The 23,857-nt window shown below is 71.2% G+C and carries 20 protein-coding genes; 9 read left to right on the top strand and 11 right to left on the bottom strand.

What is annotated here, in order from left to right; translation table 11 throughout:
• Nucleotides 1–78 precede the first annotated feature (78 nt).
• The 4 genes from LR393_RS21810 to LR393_RS21795 all read left to right on the top strand — a co-directional run bounded on the left by LR393_RS21810 (nucleotide 79) and on the right by LR393_RS21795 (nucleotide 4,989).
• Nucleotides 79–927, top strand: coding sequence for a helix-turn-helix domain-containing protein (locus LR393_RS21810; RefSeq protein WP_231486002.1), 849 nt, complete (start codon nucleotides 79–81; stop codon nucleotides 925–927).
• Nucleotides 928–1,004: 77 nt separating this feature from the next.
• The gene (locus LR393_RS21805; RefSeq protein ID WP_231485990.1) at nucleotides 1,005–1,850 is read left to right on the top strand and encodes an ABC transporter ATP-binding protein; all 846 of its coding nucleotides are present in this window, start codon (nucleotides 1,005–1,007) and stop codon (nucleotides 1,848–1,850) included.
• Nucleotides 1,850–2,905, top strand: a complete 1,056-nt coding sequence (locus LR393_RS21800) for an iron-siderophore ABC transporter substrate-binding protein (RefSeq protein ID WP_407937340.1) — start codon at nucleotides 1,850–1,852, stop codon at nucleotides 2,903–2,905. Before LR393_RS21805 ends, LR393_RS21800 begins: the two co-directional genes overlap by 1 nt.
• Complete coding sequence (locus LR393_RS21795; protein ID WP_231485988.1) at nucleotides 2,902–4,989, top strand: iron ABC transporter permease; 2,088 nt, start codon at nucleotides 2,902–2,904, stop codon at nucleotides 4,987–4,989. Before LR393_RS21800 ends, LR393_RS21795 begins: the two co-directional genes overlap by 4 nt.
• A gap of 52 nt (nucleotides 4,990–5,041) precedes the next feature.
• Here LR393_RS21795 and LR393_RS21790 read toward each other — a convergent pair whose 3' ends face one another.
• The 3 genes from LR393_RS21790 to LR393_RS21780 form a co-directional block, all read right to left on the bottom strand.
• On the bottom strand, nucleotides 5,042–5,503 hold the full coding sequence (locus LR393_RS21790; RefSeq protein ID WP_231485987.1) for a RidA family protein: 462 nt from the start codon (nucleotides 5,501–5,503) through the stop codon (nucleotides 5,042–5,044).
• An 80-nt stretch (nucleotides 5,504–5,583) separates the two neighbouring features.
• The gene (locus LR393_RS21785; RefSeq protein ID WP_231485986.1) at nucleotides 5,584–7,659 is read right to left on the bottom strand and encodes a transglycosylase domain-containing protein; all 2,076 of its coding nucleotides are present in this window, start codon (nucleotides 7,657–7,659) and stop codon (nucleotides 5,584–5,586) included.
• A 60-nt stretch (nucleotides 7,660–7,719) separates the two neighbouring features.
• A complete protein-coding gene (locus tag LR393_RS21780) occupies nucleotides 7,720–8,814 on the bottom strand; it encodes an FAD-dependent oxidoreductase (protein ID WP_231485985.1) in 1,095 nt (364 codons plus the stop codon).
• Nucleotides 8,815–8,896: 82 nt separating this feature from the next.
• Between LR393_RS21780 and LR393_RS21775 the strand changes: the two genes are divergently transcribed.
• The 3 genes from LR393_RS21775 to LR393_RS21765 all read left to right on the top strand — a co-directional run bounded on the left by LR393_RS21775 (nucleotide 8,897) and on the right by LR393_RS21765 (nucleotide 12,182).
• The gene (locus tag LR393_RS21775) at nucleotides 8,897–9,493 is read left to right on the top strand and encodes a TetR/AcrR family transcriptional regulator (protein WP_231485984.1); all 597 of its coding nucleotides are present in this window, start codon (nucleotides 8,897–8,899) and stop codon (nucleotides 9,491–9,493) included.
• A 231-nt stretch (nucleotides 9,494–9,724) separates the two neighbouring features.
• Nucleotides 9,725–11,179 carry a phosphatase PAP2 family protein gene (locus LR393_RS21770; RefSeq protein ID WP_231485983.1) on the top strand — a complete coding sequence of 485 codons (1,455 nt, stop codon included), beginning with the start codon at nucleotides 9,725–9,727 and terminating at the stop codon, nucleotides 11,177–11,179.
• 310 nt (nucleotides 11,180–11,489) lie between these two features.
• Nucleotides 11,490–12,182 (top strand): maleylpyruvate isomerase N-terminal domain-containing protein, encoded by a 693-nt coding sequence (locus LR393_RS21765; RefSeq protein ID WP_231485982.1) that lies wholly within the window; start codon nucleotides 11,490–11,492, stop codon nucleotides 12,180–12,182.
• A 92-nt stretch (nucleotides 12,183–12,274) separates the two neighbouring features.
• On the opposite strand, the gene LR393_RS21760 is transcribed toward LR393_RS21765, so the two are convergent.
• The 6 genes from LR393_RS21760 to LR393_RS21735 are packed head-to-tail and all read right to left on the bottom strand — an operon-like array spanning nucleotide 12,275 to nucleotide 18,325.
• Nucleotides 12,275–13,132 (bottom strand): phosphogluconate dehydrogenase C-terminal domain-containing protein, encoded by an 858-nt coding sequence (locus tag LR393_RS21760; protein WP_231485981.1) that lies wholly within the window; start codon nucleotides 13,130–13,132, stop codon nucleotides 12,275–12,277.
• Entirely contained in the window at nucleotides 13,129–13,932 is an 804-nt protein-coding gene (locus LR393_RS21755; RefSeq protein ID WP_231485980.1) for a sugar phosphate isomerase/epimerase family protein, read from the bottom strand. The genes LR393_RS21760 and LR393_RS21755 overlap by 4 nt, the downstream gene beginning before the upstream one ends.
• Nucleotides 13,929–14,690 carry a triose-phosphate isomerase family protein gene (locus tag LR393_RS21750; protein ID WP_231485979.1) on the bottom strand — a complete coding sequence of 254 codons (762 nt, stop codon included), beginning with the start codon at nucleotides 14,688–14,690 and terminating at the stop codon, nucleotides 13,929–13,931. The genes LR393_RS21755 and LR393_RS21750 overlap by 4 nt, the downstream gene beginning before the upstream one ends.
• The gene (locus tag LR393_RS21745) at nucleotides 14,687–15,148 is read right to left on the bottom strand and encodes a ribose-5-phosphate isomerase (RefSeq protein ID WP_231485978.1); all 462 of its coding nucleotides are present in this window, start codon (nucleotides 15,146–15,148) and stop codon (nucleotides 14,687–14,689) included. Before LR393_RS21745 ends, LR393_RS21750 begins: the two co-directional genes overlap by 4 nt.
• A gap of 8 nt (nucleotides 15,149–15,156) precedes the next feature.
• The gene (locus LR393_RS21740; protein WP_231485977.1) at nucleotides 15,157–16,896 is read right to left on the bottom strand and encodes a dihydroxyacetone kinase family protein; all 1,740 of its coding nucleotides are present in this window, start codon (nucleotides 16,894–16,896) and stop codon (nucleotides 15,157–15,159) included.
• A 46-nt stretch (nucleotides 16,897–16,942) separates the two neighbouring features.
• Nucleotides 16,943–18,325, bottom strand: coding sequence for an MFS transporter (locus LR393_RS21735; protein ID WP_231485976.1), 1,383 nt, complete (start codon nucleotides 18,323–18,325; stop codon nucleotides 16,943–16,945).
• A gap of 125 nt (nucleotides 18,326–18,450) precedes the next feature.
• On the opposite strand from LR393_RS21735, the gene LR393_RS21730 reads away from it, so the two are divergent.
• Both LR393_RS21730 and panB read left to right on the top strand, forming a co-directional pair.
• Nucleotides 18,451–19,185, top strand: coding sequence for a FadR/GntR family transcriptional regulator (locus tag LR393_RS21730; protein WP_231485975.1), 735 nt, complete (start codon nucleotides 18,451–18,453; stop codon nucleotides 19,183–19,185).
• Between the two features lie 12 nt (nucleotides 19,186–19,197).
• Entirely contained in the window at nucleotides 19,198–20,049 is an 852-nt protein-coding gene (panB, locus tag LR393_RS21725) for a 3-methyl-2-oxobutanoate hydroxymethyltransferase (RefSeq protein ID WP_231485974.1), read from the top strand.
• A 7-nt stretch (nucleotides 20,050–20,056) separates the two neighbouring features.
• On the opposite strand, the gene LR393_RS21720 is transcribed toward panB, so the two are convergent.
• Nucleotides 20,057–21,844: an ABC transporter ATP-binding protein gene (locus LR393_RS21720; protein ID WP_231485973.1), complete on the bottom strand. Its 1,788-nt coding sequence runs from the start codon at nucleotides 21,842–21,844 to the stop codon at nucleotides 20,057–20,059.
• The gene (locus LR393_RS21715; RefSeq protein ID WP_231485972.1) at nucleotides 21,841–23,709 is read right to left on the bottom strand and encodes an ABC transporter ATP-binding protein; all 1,869 of its coding nucleotides are present in this window, start codon (nucleotides 23,707–23,709) and stop codon (nucleotides 21,841–21,843) included. The genes LR393_RS21720 and LR393_RS21715 overlap by 4 nt, the downstream gene beginning before the upstream one ends.
• Between the last annotated feature and the right edge of the window lie 148 nt (nucleotides 23,710–23,857).

Here is a 23,857-nt window from a genome sequence, read left to right as displayed (position 1 = left end):
GCGACGGGGGGCGCATTTCGACGGTCCGGTGGGGGCAAGAGGCCTGCTCAGGAGGGCCGAGCGTATGCTCGTGGGGTGATGGCGGCCGGTGCTGACGATCTCGGTCTGGGCGCCTGGCGCCGCGATCGGGGCACGGTGCTGCACCGGGGTGGTGTGCTGCCGGTCGCGGATCCGTCGCCGCTCACGATCGTGGCCGAGTCCCAGTCGCACGACGTGGCGGCGGAGTGGTCGCCGCACCGGCATCCGATGCACGAGCTGGTCTGGGTGCGCGGGGGCACGCTGACCTCCCGGATCGGGCACCAGATCTTCACCGTGCCGGACGGTTTCGGTATGTGGCTGCCGGCCGGGGTGGTCCACGGGGGCCGCGTGACCGCCGCCGCGCAGTTGCACAGTGCCTTCTTCGTCCCCGAGCGCACCCCGGTCGACTTCTCCGGGCCGACGTCGATCGCGATCACTCCCCTGCTGGAGTCGTTGCTGCTGCGCCGGGCGCGCACGGATCTGGACGAGGGGGCGCAGGCCCGCACCGAGGCGGTGGTGTTCGACGTGCTCGAGGCCGCGGACCGGCAGTTCGCACTGGATCTTCCCGGCGACCAGCGGATCGACGCGATCGCCGAGGCCCTGCTGCGCGACCCCTCCGACGACCGCAGCCTGGCCGAGTGGGCCGCGCAGCTGGGCACGAGCGACCGCACGATCACCCGGGCGTTCCGCGAGACGACCGGGCTGTCGTTCGCGCAGTGGCGGCAGGCGCGGCGGATCCACGAGGCGCTGGCGCTGCTGTCCGCCGGCGCGGACGTCCAGGAGGTATCCGAACTGCTCGGCTACGCACAGCCGAGCACGTTCATCGCGGCCTTCCGGCGCGTGATGAAGGTGACCCCCGGCGCGGTCGCCAGGGCACCCCTGTCCGAAATCCCGTATCCGCCGTCCTGAAGGCGGGATTGTCGGCAAAGTTACTGGGCATCTAGTCTCTGTTAGGTAAGGCTGGCCTACCTAGACGGAGTCGATCGATGCCCACCCCGGGTGAGCCCGCAGTCCTGCGCGGCGACCGGCTCGTTCTCCGTTACGGCCGAACCACGGTGATCCATGATGTTTCGCTGGAGCTGAGGCCCGGGCGGATCACCGCGCTGGTCGGGCCGAACGGCAGCGGGAAGTCCACGCTGCTGCGCGCCCTCGCCCGGCTGCACGACGTCGAGAGCGGCCGGGTGCTCCTGGACGACCAGCCGGCCTCCGCGCTGAGCGTGCGCCAGTTCGCCCGGCGGGTCACCCTGTTCACGCAGTCCCGCCAGGCCCCGCCCGGCCTGACCGTGAGCGAGGTCGTAGCGTTCGGCCGTCATCCGCACCGGCGCCGCTTCAGCGGTGCCTCCGCCCAGGACCGCGCCGCGATCGACCGGGCGATGCGGGCCACCGGCACCGCTGACAAGGCCGGCCGTCCCGTCAGCGAGCTGTCCGGCGGCGAGATGCAGCGCGTCTGGCTCGCCGCCAGCCTCGCCCAGGAGACCGGCGTCGTGCTCCTGGACGAGCCGACCAACCACCTGGACCTCCGCTACCAGGTCGAGACCCTCGACCTGGTGCGCGATCTCGCCGACGAGCGGGGCGTCGCCGTCGGCATCGTGCTGCACGACCTCGATCACGCCGCGCGGATCGCCGACTCCCTCGTGCTCCTGCACGCGGGACGGATCCACGCCGCGGGCGACCCGCTCCAGGTGCTCACCGCCGAGCACCTCAGCGAGGTCTACGGCCTCACCGTCGAGGTCGCCACCGACCCGGGCACCGGACGCCTGCGCATCGACCCCCTCGGACGGCACCCCGTCGTCCGTACGCTCCCTGTCACCCCGAAAGAGAAGCTGGCATGATCTCTGTCCCCCGCCGCGCCCGCGGCGCCGCGACCCTCGCCGTGATCGCCCTGGCGCTGGCCGCCTGCGGCACCACGGATGTCGACGAGGCCACCGGCGGCACCGCCGCCCCCGCCTCGCAGACCTGTGCCGACGACACCACGAAGACCTCGACCGGCCCGGTCACGATGACCGACGGCGTCGGGCGCACGGTCAAGCTCGACAAGCCCGCCGAGCGCGTCGCGGTGCTGGAGTGGCAGCAGACCGAAGACCTGCTCACCCTGTGCGTGACCCCGGTCGCGGCGGCCTCCACCGACGGGTACGCCCAGTACGTGACGGCCGAGAAGCTGCCCGACGACGTGCCCAGCGCCGGCGAGCGCGGTGAGCCCGACCTCGACGCGCTTTACGCGACGAACCCCGACCTGATCGTCATGGAGGTCTACCAGGCCGACGACGAGCTGCTCGCCAAGCTGGAGAAGCGGGGTGTCCCGGTGCTGGCCACGGTCGGGGCCGACGCCTCGGGTCAGATCGACAACATGAAGAAGGTCTTCTCCATGATCGGTGAGGCCACCGGCCGCACCGAGCGGGCCGACGCCGTCCTGAAGGAGTTCGACACGCATTTCGCCGAGGCCAAGCAGAAGGTCGTCGACGCCGGGGTGAAGCCCACCGACTTCCTCTTCTTCGACGGCTGGGTCGAGGGCAGCAACGTGGTCATCCGCCCCTACGGCAAGGGCGCCCTGTTCACCGAGATCGGCGAGGCCCTGGGCATGACCTCGGCCTGGACCGACGAGATCAACTCCGCCTACGGCAGCGGCGGTGTCGACCCCTCCTACGGTCTGGCCCAGACCGACATCGAGGGCCTCACAGCCGTCGGTGACGCGACGCTCTTCTACGCCAACGACGGCACCGAGGACAACTACGTCACCGAGCTGGAGAAGAGCAAGATCTGGAAGGCGCTGCCGTCGGTGAAGGAAGGACGCGCGCACGCGTTCCCGAACAGCGTCTGGGGTGCCGGTGGCCCCCGGTCGAACGAGCAGGCCATCGACGCCTACGTGAATATCCTGACCGCGAAGTGACCGAGAGCTCGCCGCCGCGGTCGCTGCCCGGGATCGGGCTCGGCCGCGGCGCGAGCGGGACGGCCGTGCTGGTCGTCCTGCTCGCCGGCGTCGTGGTGGTCGGGTTGTGGCACCTGACCCAGGGCACCTCGGGGGTCGGCCCCTTCGACCTGGTGCGGTATCTCCTCGGGGCACGCGAGGACGTCGGCGGTGTCCCGATCGGTGATGTACTGACCGGGTCGCGGCTGCCGCGGCTGCTCGCCGGGACCGCCGTCGGGGTGGCTCTCGGGGCGGGCGGGGCCCTGCTGCAGTCGATCACCCGCAACCAGCTGGCCTCCCCCGACACCCTCGCCGTCACCGCCGGGGCCTACTTCGCATTGACCGGTGTCGCCGCGTTCGGTCTGGCCGTTCCGCTGTGGGCCTCCGGCGCCGTGGCTTTCGGCGGTGGCCTGCTCGCCGCGGGCGTCGTGCTCGGGCTGGCCGGCGCCGCCACCGGGGTCAACTCCACGCGGCTGATCCTCGCCGGGTCGGCGGTCGCGATGGCCCTGGACGCCGCCAGCGCGATGCTGCTGATCCTGTTCAAGGAGGGCACTCTCGGGCTGTACGCCTGGGGCAACGGCTCTCTCGCACAGCTCAGCCTCGACGCCGCGGCCCGGGCGACCCCGGTCATCGCCGTCCTGATCGTGCTGGCCGTCCTGATGTCCCGGCGCCTGGACGTTCTCGCCCTCGGCGACGACGCGGCCGCGTCGCTGGGGGTGCCGGTGCGCTCGACCCGGATCGTGGCCGTGCTGGGCGCCGTCATGCTGACCGCCATCTCGGTGACGCTGGCCGGGCCGCTGGCCTTCGTCGGCCTCGCCGCTCCGGTCGCGGTGCGCCTGGCCGCCACCCGCATCGGGGTCCTGAGCCGGCACGCCTTCCTCATCCCGGCCTGCGGGCTGGCCGGCGCCCTGCTGGTGCTGCTCGCGGACGCGGTGCTGCGGGCGATCATGGGTGCCCAGGCCGCGGCCTCGATCCCCACCGGCGTGCCGACCTCGCTGCTCGGCGCCGTGGTCATCGTGTTCCTGGCGCTGCGCCTGCGGGACACGGGCGCAACGCCCCACGCCCACGTCTCCGTCCGCTCGAGGCGGCGGTTCCTCACCGTCACGATCGTCGTCACCGTCCTGCTCGTCGCCGCGGTGCTCGTCGGCCTGCTGGCCGGGAGCCTGTGGCTACGCATCGGCGACCTCTCGCTCTGGGTCCAGGGCACCGCCCCCGACCTGATCGCCCGGGCCCTCGACAACCGCGCACCCCGCGTCGCCGCGGCCGCCACCGCGGGTGCGGCTCTTTCCCTGGCCGGAACGGTGGTGCAGGGCACGGTCCGCAACCCGCTGGCCGAACCCGGCATCCTCGGCATCACCGCCGGGGCCGGGCTCGGCGCGGTGATCGTGGTGACCTCCGGACTGCCCGGCGGCCGTCCCACACTCGTCGTCACGGCCGTGGCCATGGGCCTGGCGACCTTCGCCCTGATCACCGCACTGTCCTGGCGCGGCGGCTTCCGGCCCGACCGCTTCCTGCTCATCGGCATCGGATGTGGCTACGCGCTCAGCAGTTTCAGCACCTTCCTGCTCTTGCGCGCCGACCCCTACGACACCCCGCGGATCTTCACCTGGCTCTCGGGCACGACCTACGGCCGCACCTTCCAGGACGTGGTCCCGGTCGCCGTGGCGCTGGCTCTGGCCACGCCCCTGGTGATGGCGATGCGCCACGAGCTCGACCTGCTGTCCATCGACGAGGACACCCCGCAGATCTTCGGGGTCCGCCGCGAACGGGCCCGCCTGGCCCTGCTGACGATCGCCGCCGCCACCGCCGCCACCAGCGTGATCGCGGTCGGCGTGGTCGGTTTCGTCGGGCTCGTGGCCCCGCACCTGGCCCGGGCCCTGGTCGGCGTGCGGCACGGGCGGATCATCCCGGTCGCCATGCTGCTGGGCGCCCTGCTCGTCGTGGTCGCCGACGCCCTCGGCCGTACCCTCATCGCCCCCTCGCAGATCCCCGCCGGGCTGATGATGGCCCTGATCGGAGCCCCGTACTTCGTCTGGCTGCTGCACCGCTCACGCAGTACCCGCTGATCGGTGGGGTGGCCGGTGTTGCCGACGGCACCGGCGACCCCACCGGCGACCGCTACCCGACCTCGACGATCAGCTCCACCTCGACCGGCGCGTCCTTGGGCAGGACCGCCACGCCGACCGCGCTGCGCGAGTGCTTGCCCGCCTCACCGAAGGCGAGGTCCATCAGGGCGCTCGCGCCGTCGGCGACGGCCGGCTGACCGGTGAAGCCGGGCTCGCTCGCGACGAACACCACGACCTTCACCACCCGCTTCACCGCGGACAGGTCGCCGATCTCGGCCTTGATCGCGGCCAGGGCGTTGACCGCCGCCTGCCGGGCGCAGTCGGCGGCCTGCTCGGGCAGCACGCCGCCACCGACCTTGCCCTCGGCGAGCATCGCCCCGCCGGACAGGGGCAGCTGCCCGGCGGTGAAGACCAGGGAGCCGGCGCGGGTGGCGGGCAGGTAATTGGCCAGCGGCGCCACCGGGGCGGGCAGCTCGATACCGGCCTGCGCCAGGCGGCTCTCGGGAGTCGTCATGATGCTGGTGTTCCTTCCGTCGTTCAGGTGTTCCTGACGTACGGCGTCCAGGGTATCGAGGGCCTTTCACCGGCTCGGGGTCAGCCGAGCCGTTGTGGAGTCGTCACCGGCACCGGATCGTCGCGATGGGCCGCCGCCATGAAAGAACTCCAGACATCGGCCGGGTACCCGTCCGCGGTGATGTGCGAGTACTTCCCGAAACCCTCCATCCGCTCGACCTCCCGGCCGTCCCGGGACAGCTGGTACAGGTCCACCGCCGTGGACAGCCGGGCCGAGTACCCCGCGAACCACGCCGACCGGTAGCTGGACGAGGTACCGCCCTGCACGAAGATCTCGGCCCGGACGCGGCGGAAGTAGGGCACCGGGCTGATGCCCCGCGTCCCGTCCAGGGCGTCGGGCTCGGCCGCGGCCCTCAGGCGCAGCGAAGAATCGACATCCGCGGTCAGCGACGCCGGGAAGACACGGTGGCCCGCGGGCTCGTCCCCCCGCTCGAGCAGCACCCGCGACGGCCCCTCGTCCATGCGCGTCACCGTCTGCACCACGTACGGCTCGTGCCGCACCCCGCCCGAGGCCAGGGTGGCGTAGGCCTGAGCCACGTCGATCGGATGCACGGCGGCACCACCCAGGGCGTTGGTCACGCTCGCGCCGACCCGCGCGCTGCGGGGAATGCCCGCGGCCTCGGTGACTTTCTGCACCCGCCCGGCGCCGCCGGGGCTGATGAGACGGGCCAGCGCCGTATTGACGGGGTAGGCCCCCGCCTCACCCACCGTCAGCGCCGGGTAGTGCTTGCCCCGGAAGTTCTCGATCAGCTGACGCCCCACCCGGTACCGGCGCGGACCGCCGACCGTGTCGCCCGGGCTCCAGCCGTTGCGAAGACCGGCGGCCAGGGCGAACGGCGCGATCACCCCGGCCGCCTCGGCGGTGTCCTGCGTGGCCGCGTTCTGCTGCCGCTTCAGGAAGTCGGCGCCCCCGTAGAGCGCCCGCACCGCCCCGGTCTGTGAATCGACCGAGACCAGACCCACCTGAAGGTGTTTCGGTGTGCGGCGGCGGGGTAATGACTTCTCGACCGCCCGGACCGCCGCTCGTTCCAGGCCGCTGTCGAACGTGCTGGTGATCCGGTAGCCACCGGTGCGGAATTCCTCGTCGCTGATGTGCAGCTTCTCCCGCACCTCGTTCTCGACCATCGTCACCAGGTACCCGGTCTGCCCTCCGAGCGTGTTGGACTGTTGCGGCGCGTAGACCCTGGGCCAGCGCGCCCTCTCCCGTTCCGACACCGGGAGCGAACCGTTGCCGACCATGGCGTCCAGCACCACGTTCCAGCGCCGCCGGGCGCGTTCCAGCGCCCGCCCGCCGTCGTGCGGGTCGGCCGCCTCCGGCGAGTTGATGATGCCCGCCAGCAGGGCTCCCTGGGCGAGGGTGAGGTCGTCGGCGTCGCAGTGGAAGTAGGTCTGGGCGGCGGCCTGGACGCCGTAGGCGCCCCGGCCCCAGTAGATCGTGTTCAGGTACCGCCCGAGGATCTCGTCCTTGGACATCTGGCGGTCGAGCTTCACGGCCAAGAGCAACTCGCTCGCCTTGCGGCCCAGGCTGTGCTCACGGCGGTCGTAGAGGTTCTTCACGGTCTGCTGGGTGATCGTGGAACCTCCCTGCCCCGTACCGCTCACACTGCTCAACGCGGCCCGGGCGATCGACGTCAGCTTGAAACCGTGGTTGCTGTAGAAGGTCTGGTCCTCGGCCGCCAGCACGGCCAGGCGCACCGGCGACGGCACCTGCTCCAGCGCCGCGTTCTGCCGGTCCATCGGGCCGACCTGGGCCATCACCTCACCGCTGGCATACATGATCACCGCCGACTGATCCGTCGCCGAGTCGACCGTCGCCGGGATCCGCACCCTCTGGTACGCCACGAGCAGAACGACCACCAGCACGACGACCAGCACGACCAGGAGCCCACCGAACGTGATCGCGATCCGGATCGCCCAGGTGACCCACGGTCGTCTCCCGGCGCCGGGCGGCTCCGCAACCGGCTCCGCAACCGGCTCCGCATCCGGCTCCGTAACCGTCTCCGCATCCGTCTCCGCATCCGTCTCCGCATCCGGCTCCGCATCCGTCTCCGCTACGGCGTCTGCCGGCTTCTCCTCGTCCCCGATCTTCTCTGTCACCCAGAAGAGACGTATGCGGGAAGGCCGAAGGTTGTATCGGCGCCCTGCCGGTGCGAGTGATCAGTCCGCGTCGAGCATGCCCTCGGCGCCGCGCCCGAGCGACGCCCCGATCTCGTCGGAGCGCTCCAGCATGATCTTCTCGTAGCTGGTCAGGGCCTCCTCGACCGTCGCGGCACCGGCCAGGGCGAGGGCCAGGTCGTGGGCGTCGTGCAGGGCCAGGTTCACGCCGACGCCGATCGGGGGCATGACGTGCGCGGCGTCGCCGATCAGGGTGAGGGTGGGTGAGTGCTCCCAGGCGTAGGGGGCGGGCAGGGCGAAGATCGGGCGGTCGACGTAGACACCGTCGTTGTCGGTGAGCATCTGGGTCATCCGCGGGCCCCAGCCGGCGAACTCCCCCAGCAGGTGGGCGCGGATGCCCTCGGTGTCGTGAATCGTCAGGCCCAGCCGGGAGATCCAGTCCAGCTCGACCTTCTGGATGATGTAGACCCGGATGTGGTCGCCGCCGTTGCGCTGGGCGAACAGGGCGCGGGAGCCGTCGGCCGAGGCCATCAGCCCCTGGCCGACCAGGTCGGCCAGGTCGGTGTGCCGGGCCTCGACGTCATCGAACCAGGCCTCCAGAAAACTGATGCCCGAATAGAGGGGAGCAGAGGACGACACGGCCGCCCGCACCCGGGAGAAGGCGCCGTCGGCGCCGATCACCAGATCGGCGTCCTCCTGCGTGCCGTCGGTGAAGTGGAGCCGGCGCCCGTCCTGCACCGAGGCCAGACCCTTTCCCCACCGGACGGTTCCAGGCTCCAGCGAGTCCAGCAGCAGGTTCCGCAGCAGCCCGCGGTCGATCTCGGGCTTGAACATCTCGTCAGGCTCCGGAAGGTGCTGCCCGAGCAGCTCGCCGGTGAGACCGACCTTGCGCATCTCCTGGCCCTCGGGCCGGGCCAGGGCGAAGAACTGATCGAGCAGACCGGCCTCCCGCAGAGCGTTCTGGCCGTGCTCGGTGTCGAGGTCGAGGGTGCCGCCCTGGTTACGGGCGTCGGGGCCGGGGTCGCGGTCGTACACGGTGACGTCCAGGCCGTGCTTGCGCAAGATCCGGGCGCAGGCCAGGCCGGCCGGGCCGGCTCCGACGACGGCGATGCGGGCTTCACGAGGTGATGTGGTCATGCCCTTCATGAAAGCTCACTCGTTTTAAAAGTGCAACCGTTCCACTTTTAGATCCGTTGCACTTTTGCCCTACGATGAGCTCATGCCAACCCCCGTCACCCCCGGTCGCCGCGAGCGCAAGAAGGCCGCCACCCGGCAGGCGATCGCCGACGCCGCGCTGCGCCTGTTCCTGGAGCGGGGCTACGACCAGGTGAGCATCCGGGACATCGCGAACGCGGCGGACGTCTCCACCACCACGCTGTTCAAGCACTTCCCGGGCAAGGAGGCCCTGGTCTTCGACGAGCAGGCCGACATGGAGGCCAGCCTGGTCGCGGCCGTGCGTGAGCGCCCCGAGGGGCAGGACGTCGTCAGCGCGCTGCGGGAGTTCTGGCTGGCCGGGCGGCTGGCCCAGGCCGGTGACGCACCTGACCTGGCCCGTTTCACCCGGCTGGTCGAGTCGACCCCGGCGCTGCGGACCTATTCCGAGCGGGTCTGGGCCCAGCACACCGGTGCCCTGACCGCCGCCCTCGCCGACACCTTCGGGGTGCAGCACGACGACCTGGCCTGCGCGACCCTGGCCCGCTTCGTGCTGGAGGTCCCCACCATCGTCCGCGGCCGCGACGACCCCGGCGCCGCGGTGCGCGAGATCTTCACCGTGCTCACCGAGGGCTGGCGCGAGCCGCGCCCGCCCGCCGGCTAGCGCCGTGGCCACCACCGTTCGCCGTTCCGTTCGCCGGTCGCCCCTTCGCCCCTTCGCTCGTGATCATGCAGAGTTTCCCTGGGGAAACTTTGTATGATCAAGAACAAAGGAGGGTGGCGTCCTGCCTCGTGATCTCCCGCCGGCTGCGAAGTTCCCGCTCCCCAGCTTTGTTCACCCAGGTCTTGACCGGCGTTCACATCCCGTCCAGCGATGCTGAATTAGTTTCCTCAGGTGACTATCAAGACCCCGGGCCCGCGTGGCCTGCCCCGTGCGCGTCGAGTCGGCGCCTGCGTCCTGCTCGCCGCCTCACTGGCCGTGGCCGTTCCCGGCACCGCCCACGCCGCGACGTCCTACCCCAGTGACACCACGCCTCCCGACCTGGTGTCACTGCTGTCCGGCTACACGAGCTACTGGGCCTCCAGCGGCGTCAACGACCTGCACGGCACCGTGAAGAACGCCACGGTGCTGCAGCGCGACGACGCCCTGACCGTCTGGATCAACCAGAACGCCACGAAGCAGCAGCAGTTCAAGGCGCTGCAGGACGCCGAGTACCAGACCACCGACGGCACCGCCTACGACCAGTCGGTCACGGTGTCGACGGCCCTGGGCTCGGTGCTCGGCCCGCTCTACGTCAAGGGCCGCACCTCCGGCGCCCTGCCGCTGACGTCCGCGCTGATCAACAGCTCGAACGGCACGTCCGGCGCCTACGTCAGCACGGGCACCGCGAAGGCCGCGTTCAGCCACCCGCGCCCGTACCTGCCCAGCGACGCGAGCGCGGCCGCCGTGGCCGGGGACTCCGCCGACTGCGCCCCCTCGAAGGTGAACGGCTCGTCGCAGCAGACGATCCGGCTGGGTAAGTCCTACGCCGACGCGAAGGGCAACCTGAAGATCAGCCGGCTCGCACCGGTGACCGACACGACGCACCAGTTCTCCCCGGCCGACGTCACGCTCGACCCGGGCTACGGCACGGTCGGCATCTGCACCGGTGGGTCCTTCCCCAGCGGTCACACCACCACGGCCTACGAGGCCGGCATCACCCTGGCCACGCTGCTGCCCGAGCTCGCGCCGGAGATCCTGGCCCGCGCCTCCGAGGCCGGCAACAACCGCATCGTGCTGGGCGTGCACTACCCGCTCGACATCATGGGTGGACGCATCGACGGCGAGGCAGCCCTCGCGGCCCGCTGGTCGGACAAGACCTACCGCACCAAGGTTCTCGAGCCCGCGCGCCAGGAACTGCTGAGCTACTTCACGAAGACGACGGGCACGTCGCTCGCCACGGCGATCAAGCACCAGAAGGCGTACACGTCGAACCCGTACGGCGGCCGGAAGATGCCCGGTGGCACCGCCCAGGTGGTCACGGACCGCAAGAGCGCGGTCAAGGTCTACCGCGAGCGCATGACCTACGGCTTCGCCCGGAGCGGGGCGAGGAACCAGAAGGCCTCCGTGCCCACCGGCGCCGAGAACCTGCTGATCACGACGTTCCCGACGCTGACCGCGGCCCAGCGTGTCAGCGTGCTGGCCCAGACCAGGATCGCCTCGGGCTATCCCCTGGACAGCGTCCAGGGCTGCTCGTGGGAGCGCCTGAACCTGGCCGCGGCCACCAGCGCGACGGTGAGGCTCGAGCGTCACGGCAAGGTGAGCGTGGTCTCGACCGGTGGCACCGCGAAGGTGCTCAGGCGCCACTGATCCCACCCGCACGAACGGCCCCGGCGAGAGTTCTCGCCGGGGCCCTCGCGTCAGTGCTGAAGTTCCCGGCTGCCGGGAGGATCCGGTCAGATGACCGGACTCGCCCAGGGAACTCTTCTGGGTCGAGGGCTCGACCCACCGCTGGGACGGTTGCCGGTACTTCGCCCGGGACCCGAGCCGGATGCTCGGGTGGTTCGCGCGGTATATGGACGCCTGAACGGGATTCAGGACGGGGATCGCGGGGCCCTCTTCTTCCGTGATCGTGCGAACCTTCCCCGGAAAAGTTCGCAGGATCACAGGAGAAGGACGGGTGGGTCCGGTGCGGGGAACGGTGGACGTCGTGGAGGCTTTTCGCGTCGAGTCAGGTGCGTTCGTGGACGCCCTGGGCCGGCTGCCGCAGGACGCGTGGGGGCTTCCCACGCGGTGTACGCCCTGGTCGGTGGCGGGGGTGGTGGGGCATGTGGTCACGACGGTGGGCCGGGTCCCGGGAATGGTGGACGCCCCGGCACCCCTGGGTGCGGAGGTCACCTCGGTCTCGTACTACCGGGCGGACGCGCGGTTCAGCCAGGGTTCCAACGAGCAGAGGGTGCGGGACGCGGCCACCCGGGCCGATGCGTCCTCGGCCGGGAAACGCGCTCTGGCCGACGAACTGGACCGCACTGCGGCCCAGGTGGTGATGGCGTGCGGAGGCCAGGCCGACGGCCGGGTGGTGCGCACGCGGCACGGCGACGCGATGCTGCTGAGCGAGTTCATGGTGACGCGGGTGTTCGAGACCGCGCTGCACGGGATCGATGTGGCCGACGCCGTCGGGCAGCCGGCGTGGGTCACGCAGCCGGCTCTGCGGGTGCTGGTGGCGATGCTGTTCGAGCGACCGGATGCCGCCCACGCGCTCGGCTGGGCCCCGGATGTGCTGCTGCGCCGGGCTACCGGCCGCAGCGAGGTCGGCAGCAGCGACCGGGAGCTGCTGACCGGTTGCGGGCTGCGCGATCTGGCCCTGGGCTGAACGCGCGAGCGCCCTTCCCCCGGAGGTCGGGGGAAGGGCGCTCGGGGACGCTGCGGATCAGCGGGTGGATCCGTGGGTGGATCAGCGGTGGATCAGCGGTGGATGTGGTCCAGGTGCAGCATCTGCTTGAGCACGCTGTCGAGCTCGGTGTCGTCGAAGATGCTCTTCCAGTCGTCCTTGATCAGCTTCTCGCGGCCGTAGTCCATCGCGATCAGGCAGGCGTCGGAGAACGGGTTGTCGCCGCGCAGGCCGTTGGCCAGAGCGACCTGGACGTGGCCCATCAGCATGGCGCGGGCGGCGGGCTCGGGCACGCCGACCTTGTTGACGGTCTCGGACAGGGCCTCGTTCAGGAGGTCACCGATCATGCAGGCGACGACCTCGACCAGGGTCGGCTCGAGGTAGGCCAGCTGCTTGACGGTCACCCAGTGCACGTCCAGGACGGGCGCGTACATCAGCTTGATGACCTCTTCGGCGATGGCCTGCTTCCCGGCGTCGCCGGACTCGATCGCGGCGACGACGTCCTGCGCGGCGGCGATGCCGCCGAAGGTGTCGTCGAGCTCGGCCTGGGTCTTGCGCTGCAGGAAGACCGACGGGTGGCACGGGTGGGCCACGACGTACTCGATGTCGTCGCGACGGAACAGCAGGTTGGCGTAGGCGGCGGCCGGGTCGAGGGTGAGCACCACGGTGCCCGGGTTGACCTGCGGCACGATGGCCTCGGAAACCGGGCCCAGGGCGATGTCGGGCACCGACAGGATGACGACGTCGGCGTCCTTGACCGCGTCGGCGGCCTCGGAGAGCTCACGGCCGGCCTCGATGGTGCGCGCCTTGCCCGCCTCGCCGTTCTCGACGTAGAAGACGGTGTGGTTGCTGCGCTGCAGGTTGTTGGAGACCCGCATGCCCATCTTGCCACCGGCACCGATGACGGCGATGGTCAGCTGCTTGTCGCTCATTTGCGGTAACTCCTCAGGGTTTCCAGGTTGGATACGGTCCAGCGGTCTTCGAGATCGCAGGTGGTGGCGCTGTCGCCCTGCCAGGGCACCCAGTGCTCGATGATCTGGTGGATGCCCTGCTCGTCCGGGCGCACCGCGGCGATCAGGCCGTGGTAGTCGAGAAGGCCTTCTCCCAGGGGAATCCCGGCCAGCGTGAAGCCGACCCAGCCGTCCTTGCGGCTGAAGGAGAAGTCCTTGACGTGAATGTTCTTCACCAGGGCGGCGGTGCGGCGCACCACGTCGTCCGGGTGCTCGAGGGCGGCCACGCAGTTGGCCGGGTCCAGGCAGATGCCCAGGTTCGGTGACCCCACGGCGGTGACGACGTCGACCAGGGTGGCGGTCGGCACCTGCTCGTAGGTCTCCAGCGCGATCGTGACACCCGCCCGCTCGTAGGTGGGAACGGCGTCCTTCAGCATCCGCCCGGCCTGCTCCGGTGTGGGCCGGGAGGTGGCCGAGTAGAACATGCTGCGCACCAGCGTGACGTCGAGCGCCTGGGCCAGCCGCAGGTACAGCGCCAGGTGCTCGGGGGTGACCCCGCGGGTGCCCAGCTCGAACGCGACGCCCCGGCTGTCGCCGAGGGCCTTGAGGGCCTTCAGCTGGGCGTCGGTGTAGCTCTCGATCTGCGGGTAGTCGCAGATCTGGAGCAGGCCGACCCCGAGATCGGCTGTCTTCTCGACCATCCCGTCCAGCCCGATGGGGTTCGGGGCGGTCTCGGCGTGCCACTGCCAGAAGAACGAGTACGTGCTCAGGCCGATCGTCATGCTGCTGCCGTCCCTTCGTCCAGCACGGCTTTCAGGGCCTGCGGGTCATGGGCGAACCGCCCCAGGAACACGCCGTCCGCGGCCCCGGCGATCAGCCCGTACAGGCCCGGGCCCGCGCTGCCGCCGTAGATGACGCTGCTGTCGGGGTGCGCGTGACGGGCGGCCACGGCCTCACGCAGCGCGGTGCACACCGTGCGGATGTGCTCCTCGCCCGCCGGTTCCGCGGCACCGATCGCCCAGATCGGCTCGTAAGCGACCACTATCCGGCCCCCGAGCGCCTTGCGGTCGCTCACCTGCAGGGCGGTGAACAGCTGACGCACGCACTCGGTGGCCGCCGCGCAGGAGTCCACCGGCTCGGGCTCACCGATGCACAGCACCGGCACCAGCCCGTTGCGCAACGCGGCGGCCGTCTTGCCGGCCACCACGCCCTCGTCCTCGCCGTACATCCGGCGCCGCTCGGCGTGACCGACCTCGACGTACTGGGCGCCGGCCTCCCGCAGCAGCGGACCGCCGACCTCACCGGTGTGGGCACCGGTGTCGGCCTGCGCCAGGTTCTGCGCACCGACCGCGATCGAGGTGCCGCGGAAGATCTCGCGAGCGGCCGGGATCGCCGGGAAACTCGGTGCGACGAAAAGCTTTCCGCCCTTGTCCGTGAGCAGCGGGTGGTCGCCGCACAGGCGGGCGACGTCCCGGCACCAGCGCAGTGTCTGGTCGTAGCCCAGGTACATCTTGAGGCTCACGCCGAAGGTGGTGCTCATTGGGCCTGGGCGTCCTCGTAGGCGGAGATCCGGCTGACCTTGCCGGCCGAGGCCGAGGAGTCGTCGAACTCGTACGTCAGCCACTCCCGGGCCAGGCGGCGGGCCAGCTCCAGGCCGACGACACGCTGGCCGAAGGTCAGTACCTGGGCGTTGTTGCTCAGGATCGAGCGCTCCACCGAGAAGCTGTCGTGCGCGGTGACGGCGCGGATGCCGGGCACCTTGTTGGCCGCGATGGCCACGCCCAGGCCGGTGCCGCAGACCAGGAGGGCCCGGTCGGCCTTGCCCGCCGCGATCAGCTCGGCCGCGGCGATGGCCACGTCGGGGTAGGGGTTGTCGCGGTCGGCGGCGACGTCGACGACCTCGATCACCTGGTCGCTGGCCTGGAGGTCGGCCTTGAGCGCCTCCTTGTAGTCGAAACCGGCCTCGTCCGCGCCGACGACGATACGGAGCTTGCTCATGCTGGGGTTCACCTTCCGGTTGTGGTGCTGAGTACGGTGCTGAGGGTGGTGTGAACGGTCCGGGCCACCAGGCTGAGCGAGACGGCCCCGGCGTCGGGGGTGCCGAGGCTGCGCTCGGCGTGCGGCCGGGCCCGGCCGGTCCTGGGCAGCAGGTCGCTGGTCGCGGCGGCGGCCTTCTCTCCCTCCGCGGCGGCGATGGCCGCCGCCTCGATCCCGCCGGACCCGGAATCGACGGTTCGCCGGTAGGTCTCGTCCAGCGGGATGAGGACGTCGACCAGGGTCTTGTCGCCGAGCCGGGCGCCGCCGGTCTCGGTGATCGCCGTGCGGGCCTCGTGCAGGGCCTGGGCGACGGTCGCAGCGGTCGGGCCGGCCTGGTCGCCGAGGCGGATCCCCATGCGGCGCAGGGCCATTCCCCACAGCGCGCCGGAGGTGCCACCGGCCTTGTCGGCCCAGGCGTCACCCGCGACCGTCAGCACCGAACCGGCGCCGGCGCCCCGGGAGTACGCCGCGCGGCCGGCCGCGGCCGCCGCCCTGGCGCCGCGCTGCATACCGATGCCGTGGTCACCGTCACCGGCGACCGCGTCGATGCGGCCCAGCTCCTCGACGTTCGTCTCGATCGTGGCCTCGACCGCGCTCAGCAGCTCGACGAGAAGCCCGGCCGCCGCCTTGGACCCGTCCGTGGCCGGCGGGATCTCCTCGGCCTCCGGGGTCGCTGCGGTCAGGCCGGCCCGGCGCGGTCGCGGGGAGAGGGTGCCCCGCCGGAACGCCGGGCTGTCGGCCGGGGCGAGCCAGAGGTCTTCCAGCTCGGGGTCCAGCCAGGTCAGCGTCAGGGAGACGCCGGCCATGTCGAAACTGGTGCACAGCTCCCCGACCTCGGGGGCAACCACGCTGACCCCGGCGTCCTCCAGCAACTGGCTGATCTTGCGGTAGACCACGAAGAGCTCTTCGTGCTTGACCGTGCCGAGCCCGTTGAGAAGGACGGCGGCGTGGCTGTTCCGCTCGACGCCCTCGGGCAGTTCGGCGAGCAGCCGCTCGACCAGGAGCTGGGCCAGCCCGTCGGCCGTGGGCAGGTCGACCTCGTCCAGGCCCGGCTCGCCGTGGATGCCCAGCCCGACGGCCATCCGGCCCTCGGGAACGGTGAACAGCGGCTGGGAGGCACCGGGCAGGGTGCAGCCGGAGAACGCGACCCCGATGCTGCGGGTGCGGTCGTTGGCCCGCTGCGCCAGCTGCGTCACCTGCTCCAGGGGCAGGCCCTGCGCGGCGGCCGCCCCGGCGGTCTTGAAGACCACCAGGTCGCCCGCGATGCCCCGGCGCTTACCGCGCTCGCTGATCGGCGCGCTGCAGATGTCGTCGGTCACCCGCACGGTCCGAACCTCGATACCGCTGTCCCGCAGACGTTCCTGCGCGGCGTCGAAGTTCAGGCAGTCACCGGCGTAGTTGCCGTAGCTGAGCAGGATGCCGCCACCCCGCTCGGTCGCCCTGCCCACACTCACCACCTGTTGCGCCGACGGGGAGGCGAACACGTTGCCGAGCACGGCACCGTCGGCCAGCCCCGCACCGACCAGTCCCGCGAAGGCGGGGTAGTGACCCGACCCGCCACCGACCACGACGGCCACCTGACCGGCCGGGACCTCGGTGGCCCGGACCACGCCACCGGGCACGGCGCACACCCGGTCGGCGTGCGCGGCCACGAAGCCCTCGGTCATCTCGTCGGCGAAGGCCGCCGGATCGTTGATCAGGCGCGTCATTGCAGTTTCCTCCGGGGTAGCGAAAAGTCGGTGTGCGGGGAGGGGCTCAGTGCCCGACCGGGACCTCGACGCGGTCGGAGGTCTCCACCCGGCCGCTGCGGGCCAGTGCCAGCATCAGCAGGCAGGACATGAGCATCGCCGCGCCGACCACGAACATCGCCAGCTTCATGTCGCCGTCGTTCGCGTCGCGGATCCATCCGGTCACGTACGGGGCGGCGAAACCGGCCAGGTTGCCCCAGGTGTTGATCAGGGCGATACCGGCGGCCGCGGCGGCACCGGTGAGGAACTGCGTCGGCACGGTCCAGAAGTTCGGCAGCGCAGCGAAGATCGAGCAGGCCGTGACGGCGATGCAGGCGATCGTGAGCTGGGGAGAGCCGGCGAACAGGGCCAGCGGCACACTCACGGCGCCGGTGAAGGCCGGCAGCGCGATGTGGATCGTCCTCACCCCGACCCGGCCGGCGTGCCGGGAGACCAGATAGAGCACGATCGCGGCCGGCACGTACGGAATGGCCGTGATCAGGCCCTTCTCGACCAGGCCGAACTTGACGTCGTACTGCTCCTGGAAGTCTCCGATGATGGTCGGCAGGAAGAACGCGAGCGTGTACAGGCCGTAGATGAAGCCGAAGTAGATCAGGCTCAGCACCCACACCCGGCCGTTGGTGAAGGCGGCCTTGAGGGCGTCCAGCGAGTGGCCCGACTCCTTCCCGGACTCGGCCCCCTCCTTGGTCGCGGCCTCCGTGGCCAGGGCCGTGGTGAGCCAGTTCCGTTCGTCGTCGGTCAGCCACTTCGCCTGCTTCGGGGAGTCCGGCAGGTAGAAGAACGCGATCAGGCCGACGATCACGGCCGGGGCACCGACGCCGAGGAACATGAAGCGCCAGCCCTCGAGGCCGAAGAAGGCCCCGTCGTGCGTCATCAGCCAGCCCGCGATCGGGGCGCCGATGACGTTGGTGAGGGGCTGGGCCAGGTAGAAGAAGCCCAGGGTGCGGGCGCGGTAGCGGGACGGGACCCACAGGCTCAGGTAGAGGATCGCGCCGGGGAAGAACCCGGCCTCGGCGATCCCCAGGGCGAACCGCAGCCAGGAGAGCTGGGTGTACGACTGCACGAACGTGAAGAGCACCGCGACGATGCCCCACGTGACCATGATCCGGGCCAGCCAGACCCGGGCGCCGAACCGGTGCAGGGCCATGTTGCTGGGCACTTCGAGCAGGATGTACCCGACGAAGAAGATGCCCGCCGATAATCCGTACTGGGCGGCGGTCAGGCCCAGGTCCGCTTCCATGCCGTTGGGGCCCGCGAAGCTGATCGCGGAGCGGTCCAGGTAGTTGATGAAGAACATCAGCGCGACGAACGGCACCAGCCGGGTCGTCACCTTTTTGATGGCTGACTTAGCCACGTCGCTTTGCGACTCTTCGAACGACGTCGTCGTCATCGGGGGCCTCTCCTTCGAGGACACAGGGGGGCGGGGCGTCTGCGTTCCTCGCCATCGTCATCGTGATTGGTCCACCTGTCAACCGGTTGACCAATTTTGGTGGACCGGTTGCTAACCTGCTGTGCGTGAGCGACAACTCAGGCAGCTTGGATGCCGCATTCGGGGGCACGATCAAGAGCTCCACGGCAATGGCCGAGGTCACCCGGCGGCTGCTCGACTACATCGGCAGCGGCTCACTGGCCGAGGGTGACCGTCTCCCACCGGAGCGTCAGCTCGCCACGCACATGGGTGTCGGCCGGTCCGCCGTGCGGGAGGCCCTGGCGGCGCTGGAGATCCTCGGCATCGTCACGGTGCGTCCCGGCTCCGGCACGTATCTCAGTGGCGGGACGTCGGAACTGCTCCCCCAGACCCTGTCGTGGGGCATCCTGCTGCGCTCGGACAAGACCAGGGAACTGATCGAGGTCCGGCAGGGCCTGGAGACCCAGGCCGCGCTGCTCGCGGCCACCCGGGCCCCGAAGACGTCACTGAAGGCGCTGGCGGCCCACGTCGCGACGATGGAGGAGAACCTCCACGACTACCACCGGTTCGTCACGGCCGACATGCTGTTCCACCACGAGCTGGCCTCCGGGGCCGACAACGTGCTGCTGCGCGACATGCTGCACAGCGTGCGCTCCCTGATCCGGGTCTGGGTGGAACGCGCCCTCAACGACGTCGACCACGCCCGGCTCACCCTGGCCGAGCACCGCGCGATCCTCGCCGGCCTGGAGGCCCGCGACCCGCTGGCCGCCGCCGAGGCGATGCGGCAGCACATGCTCAGCGCCACCGAGCGGCTGCTGCCCACGCTCGAAGACAACGACTGAAAGACCACACTGATGACGAACACCGAAGAACCCGCCCCGTACGGCACCGGCGCCCCGCAGCCCTCCGCGCCCCGGCGCGTCCGTACGCACCATCTTCTCGAGATGAAGCGCCGCGGCGAGAAGTTCACCATGCTCACCGCGTACGACCTGTACACCGCCCAGGTCTTCGACGAGGCCGGCATCGACGTGCTGCTCGTGGGTGACTCCGCCGCGAACAACGTCTACGGGTACCGCACGTCGCTGCCGATCACCGTCGACGAGCTGATCCCCCTGGCCCGCGCGGTCGTGCAGGGCGCCTCCCGGGCCCTGGTGATGGGCGACCTGCCGTTCGGCTCCTACCAGGGCTCCCCCGAGCAGGCCTGGGACACCGCCTCGCGGTTCATGAAGGAGGCCGGGGTCGCGGCGATCAAGCTCGAGGGCGGCGCCGCGATGGCCCCGCAGATCAAACGGCTGGTGGACGGGGGCATTCCGGTGTGTGCGCACATCGGCTTCACGCCTCAGTACGAGCACGTGCTGGGTGGGTACCGGGTCCAGGGACGGGGTGAGGATGCCTCCCGAATTCTGGACGATGCCCTCGCCGCCCAGGAGGCCGGCGCCTTCGCGGTGCTCATGGAGATGGTCCCGGCCGACGTGGCCGCGAAGATCACCGCCGAGCTGCGCATCCCGACCATCGGGATCGGCGCGGGCAACCAGACCGACGCCCAGGTGCTGGTCTGGCAGGACGCCTTCGGCCTGAACACCGGCAGGCTGCCGCGGTTCGTGAAGCAGTACGCCGACCTGCACGGTGTGCTGCTCCAGGGCGCCGCCGCCTACGCCGCCGAGGTGAAGGCCGGCACGTTCCCGGCGCCCGGGCACGGTTTCTGACCACCCGTCATCGGTAGGCGTGCGACTGGAGCCGGTAGAGCTGCGCGTACGTGCCGCCGGCACCCATGAGCTCCTCGTGGGTGCCGGACTCGGCCACCGTGCCGTGGCCGAGCACCACGATCAGGTCGGCGGAACGCACCGTGGAGAAACGGTGCGAGATCAGCACGGTCACCGCTCCCACCGCCTCGCCGACCCGGCGGGCCGTGACGGCGTACTGCTCGAACAGCGCGTCCTCGGACGCGGCGTCCAGGGCCGAGGACGGCTCGTCGAGTACCAGTAGCAGTGGGTCAGGTCGCATGAAGGCCCTGGCCGTGGCCACTTTCTGCCACTGTCCTCCGGAGAGGTCGGACCCGTCGTGGGAGGCGCCGAGCCGGGTGGCCGCCCCGTCCGGCACCGCTGTGAGCACGTCGAGGGCCCGGGCGCGGTCCAGGGCCGCCCCGACGGCGGCCGGGTCGTCCCGGTGGGGCAGGTCGCCCACGCCGACGGCGTCGCCGAGGGTGAACTCGTAACGGACGAAGTCCTGGAAACCGGCCGAGGTGCGCTCTCTCCAGTCCTGGGTCGGCAGGTCGCGCCGGTCGGTGCCGTCGACGGTGATCCGGCCCGCGTCCGGCCGGTACAGACCCAGCAGAAGCTTGACCAGGGTGGACTTCCCGGCACCGTTCTCCCCCACCACCGCAACGGTGTGCCCGGCGGGCAGGTGCAGGCTGACGTCGTGCAGCACCGGTGACGTCGCACCCGGGTAGGTGAAACCGACGGCCTCCAGGTCGATGCCGTGGGTCAGGCGGTCCGGGACCGGGTGGCCTTCCTGCCGCGGACTGTCTTGCGCAGCGAGCTCTTTGAGGTCTTCCAGCCGGTCCTGGGCGGTGGCGATGCGGCTCAGGTTCTGGGACAGCGTGACGGCGGTGGTCACCTGGACGTTCACCTGCACGGCGAGGGCGATCACCAGCACCACGTCACCCAGGGGCCGGTCACCGGCCAGGCTCGCGCGCACCGCCAGCAGCACGGCCAGCGCGTAGGCGGCGATGAAGACCAGTTGCCCGGCGGCCCGCACCAGCGCCGCCCGGGCCTGTGCCCGCCAGAGCCGGCCCATGGCCTGTGACCAGGCGCGCTCGTGCCGGCGGCCGAGCTCGTCGCGCAGTGCGAAGATGCGTAGCTCACCACCGTGCCGGGGTGCGGTGGCCAGATGAAAGAGGTTCAGCGCCAGCCGGGTTCCCTCGCTGCTGGCCCCGCGGCCGCGGTCGGTGATGCGCTCGGCGACCCGGGCGGTGAACAGCGGGGGCAGCACCGCCAGCGGCAGCAGCAGGAGCACCGGGTTCACCCGGGCCAGCAGCACCGCCGTCAGCAACATCGCCGGTATCAGGCCGAGGGCGCTCAGCAGTGCTTCCAGACCGGCCTGGAACTGGCGGCTCTCGCGTTGCAGAACGGTGAGCGCGTCGGCCTGTTCGGGACGTTCCTGATGAGCCACCCCGGCCGTGCCGTTCGATGCCGCGGCGAGCTCCTGGTCGAACGCCAGCTCGGCCTGCTCGGAGATCTCGAAGTAGTACAGGTGGGCGAAATGGGCCGCGGTCAGGGTGATGACGGCGAGGATCGCGACCACCGCACCCGCCCCGGCGGCCCCGGCGCGGTCACCGGCCAGGAACCGGCCGGTGGTCCAGGCCAGCGCGACCGCCAGGGCCGGTGCGGCCAGGGCCCCGCCGATCATCAGCAGGGCCGCGACGACGATCCGCGACCGGTCCTGCGACCAGGCCGCGCCGAGGATGCGGTGGGCCGCGGCGATGACGCCCCGGGTTCTCATACGGTCTCCTGGGGTTCGGTGAAGCGGTGTGCCTGGGCGCGGAACATGGCCGCGTACTGGCCGTCGGCGGCCAGGAGCTGCTGGTGGTCGCCCTGTTCCACCACGCGCCCGCCGCCGAGCACGACGATCTGGTCGGCGTGGCGCACCGTGGAGAAGCGGTGCGAGATCAGCACTGTGGTGGCCCCGGCCGTGACCTGGCGGAACTCCTCGAAGAACCGGGCCTCGGCCCGCACGTCGAGGGCCGCCGTGGGCTCGTCCAGCACCAGCACCGACGAGCCGTGCCGCATCGCGAACAGGGCCCGGGCCAGGGCGATGCGCTGCCACTGCCCGCCCGAGAGCGAGGTGCCGCCGGCCAGGTGCCGGGCCAGGGGCACGTCCGGGCCGCCCGGCAGCCGTTCCAGCACCTGGTCGGCGCCGGCGTCCACGGCTGCGGCGGCGATCCCGGCCCGGTCGTGCAGCGCCCCGACCGCGCCGAAACCGATGTTGTCGGCGGCGGAGACCTCGAACCGGGCGAAGTCCTGGAAGATCACCGCCACCCGCCGGCGCCATCCCGCCGCCGGGTGGGCGGCGATGTCGGTGCCGTCGACGCGGATCGTGCCGGAGTCCGGTTCGTACAGCCGGGTGAGCAGTTTGACCAGGGTCGTCTTCCCGGCCCCGTTCACCCCGACCACGGCCGTGCACCGCCCCGCCGGAAGAATCAGGTCGAGGTGGTCGATCACCGGGCGGTCGCGGCCCGGGTAGCGGAACGACACGTCCTCGAAGCGGATCTCGCGCTCCGGAGATTCTATGGGTGAGGCCTTTTCGCTGGTTCTTGGTCCGACCTGGGCGGCGAACCGATCCACCGCCCGGGCCGCGCGCAGCCCGACGGCGGTCTGCAGGTCGGCCTCCGGGTAGTGCTCGGCCAGGCGCAGGGCGCCGAGCACCGCCTGCACGACCAGGACGAAGGTGGCCACCGGACGCTCGTCCACCGAGGAGGCACCGAAGGTGGCGAGCACAGCCACCAGCGCCACGACGCCCACCAGCGAGTACCCCACGAACGGCCACAGGTAGACCCGCCGGCGCGCCGCCCAGAGGGGGCCGAGCCAGGCCGTGTAGGCCTCGGCGAGCAGACCGGCGCACCAGCCGGCCAGCCCGAACACCCGCAGCTCGGGACCGGCCGCGGGCTCGATCGACAGGCGGCGCAGGTAGTCGATGCGGCGTTCGGAAGCACTCAGCTCCGCCCGCACCTGCGCGTACTGCCGCAGGCCGTGCACCTGTCCGTAGCGGAAAGCGGCGACGACACCGACGGTTCCGGCCGCCGCCCACCAGGAGAAGCCCACGCCGATCAGCACCACGAATCCGGCCAGCTGGGTGTACCGGGCGACCAGGGCCAGGGTGCCGGCCACCGCCTGCCCCGGACTCTGCACCCCGAACTCCAGCTCCTGGGCGGCCACCCGCAGATCGCCCTGCGGCCCGTCACCTTCCAGCACCGCGACCGGGGCGTCCAGTGCGGCCGCCATCAACCGCCGCTGCTCGACCCCGTCGACCCGGTAGGCCGCCAGTTCGCCCAGCAGGTGCTGCACCGGGATGAGCACCTGCTGCGCGCCGAGGATCCCGGCCGCCACGACCAGACTGGTGAAGAGGGCGGTCTCGGCCCCCGGCCCTCCACTCACCGCGGCCGGAACCTGACCCAGCAGACGGCTCGTGGCCACGACGAAGGCCACCGGGAGCAGACCGAGGACCAACCCGACCACCACCATGACAGCAACCAGGAGCCGTCCGGCCGAGGCAAGCAACCGCCCGGTGAGACGACCCGGACAGCCCGCCAGGAAACCCGCGCCCCCATCACCCTCGTCCTTGATGCCCGCGTCTTCGTTCGTGATCATGCAAAACCTCCCTGGGGAGATTTTGCATGATCACGAACAGAGGGATGGTCGCTCGCGGCCGCCCCTCCGGGTGCCGCTCGTTCCGGCACCACTCGTCCAGGCACCGCCCCTCCAGGGGCCACCCCGCCGAACGTCGCCCCCTGCGCTC

This window comes from Kineosporia mesophila (genome assembly GCF_021129235.1).
Classification (GTDB): domain Bacteria; phylum Actinomycetota; class Actinomycetes; order Actinomycetales; family Kineosporiaceae; genus Kineosporia; species Kineosporia mesophila.
Note: the sequence above shows the minus strand (reverse complement) of the source record. Positions and strands in the feature narration are given on the sequence as shown.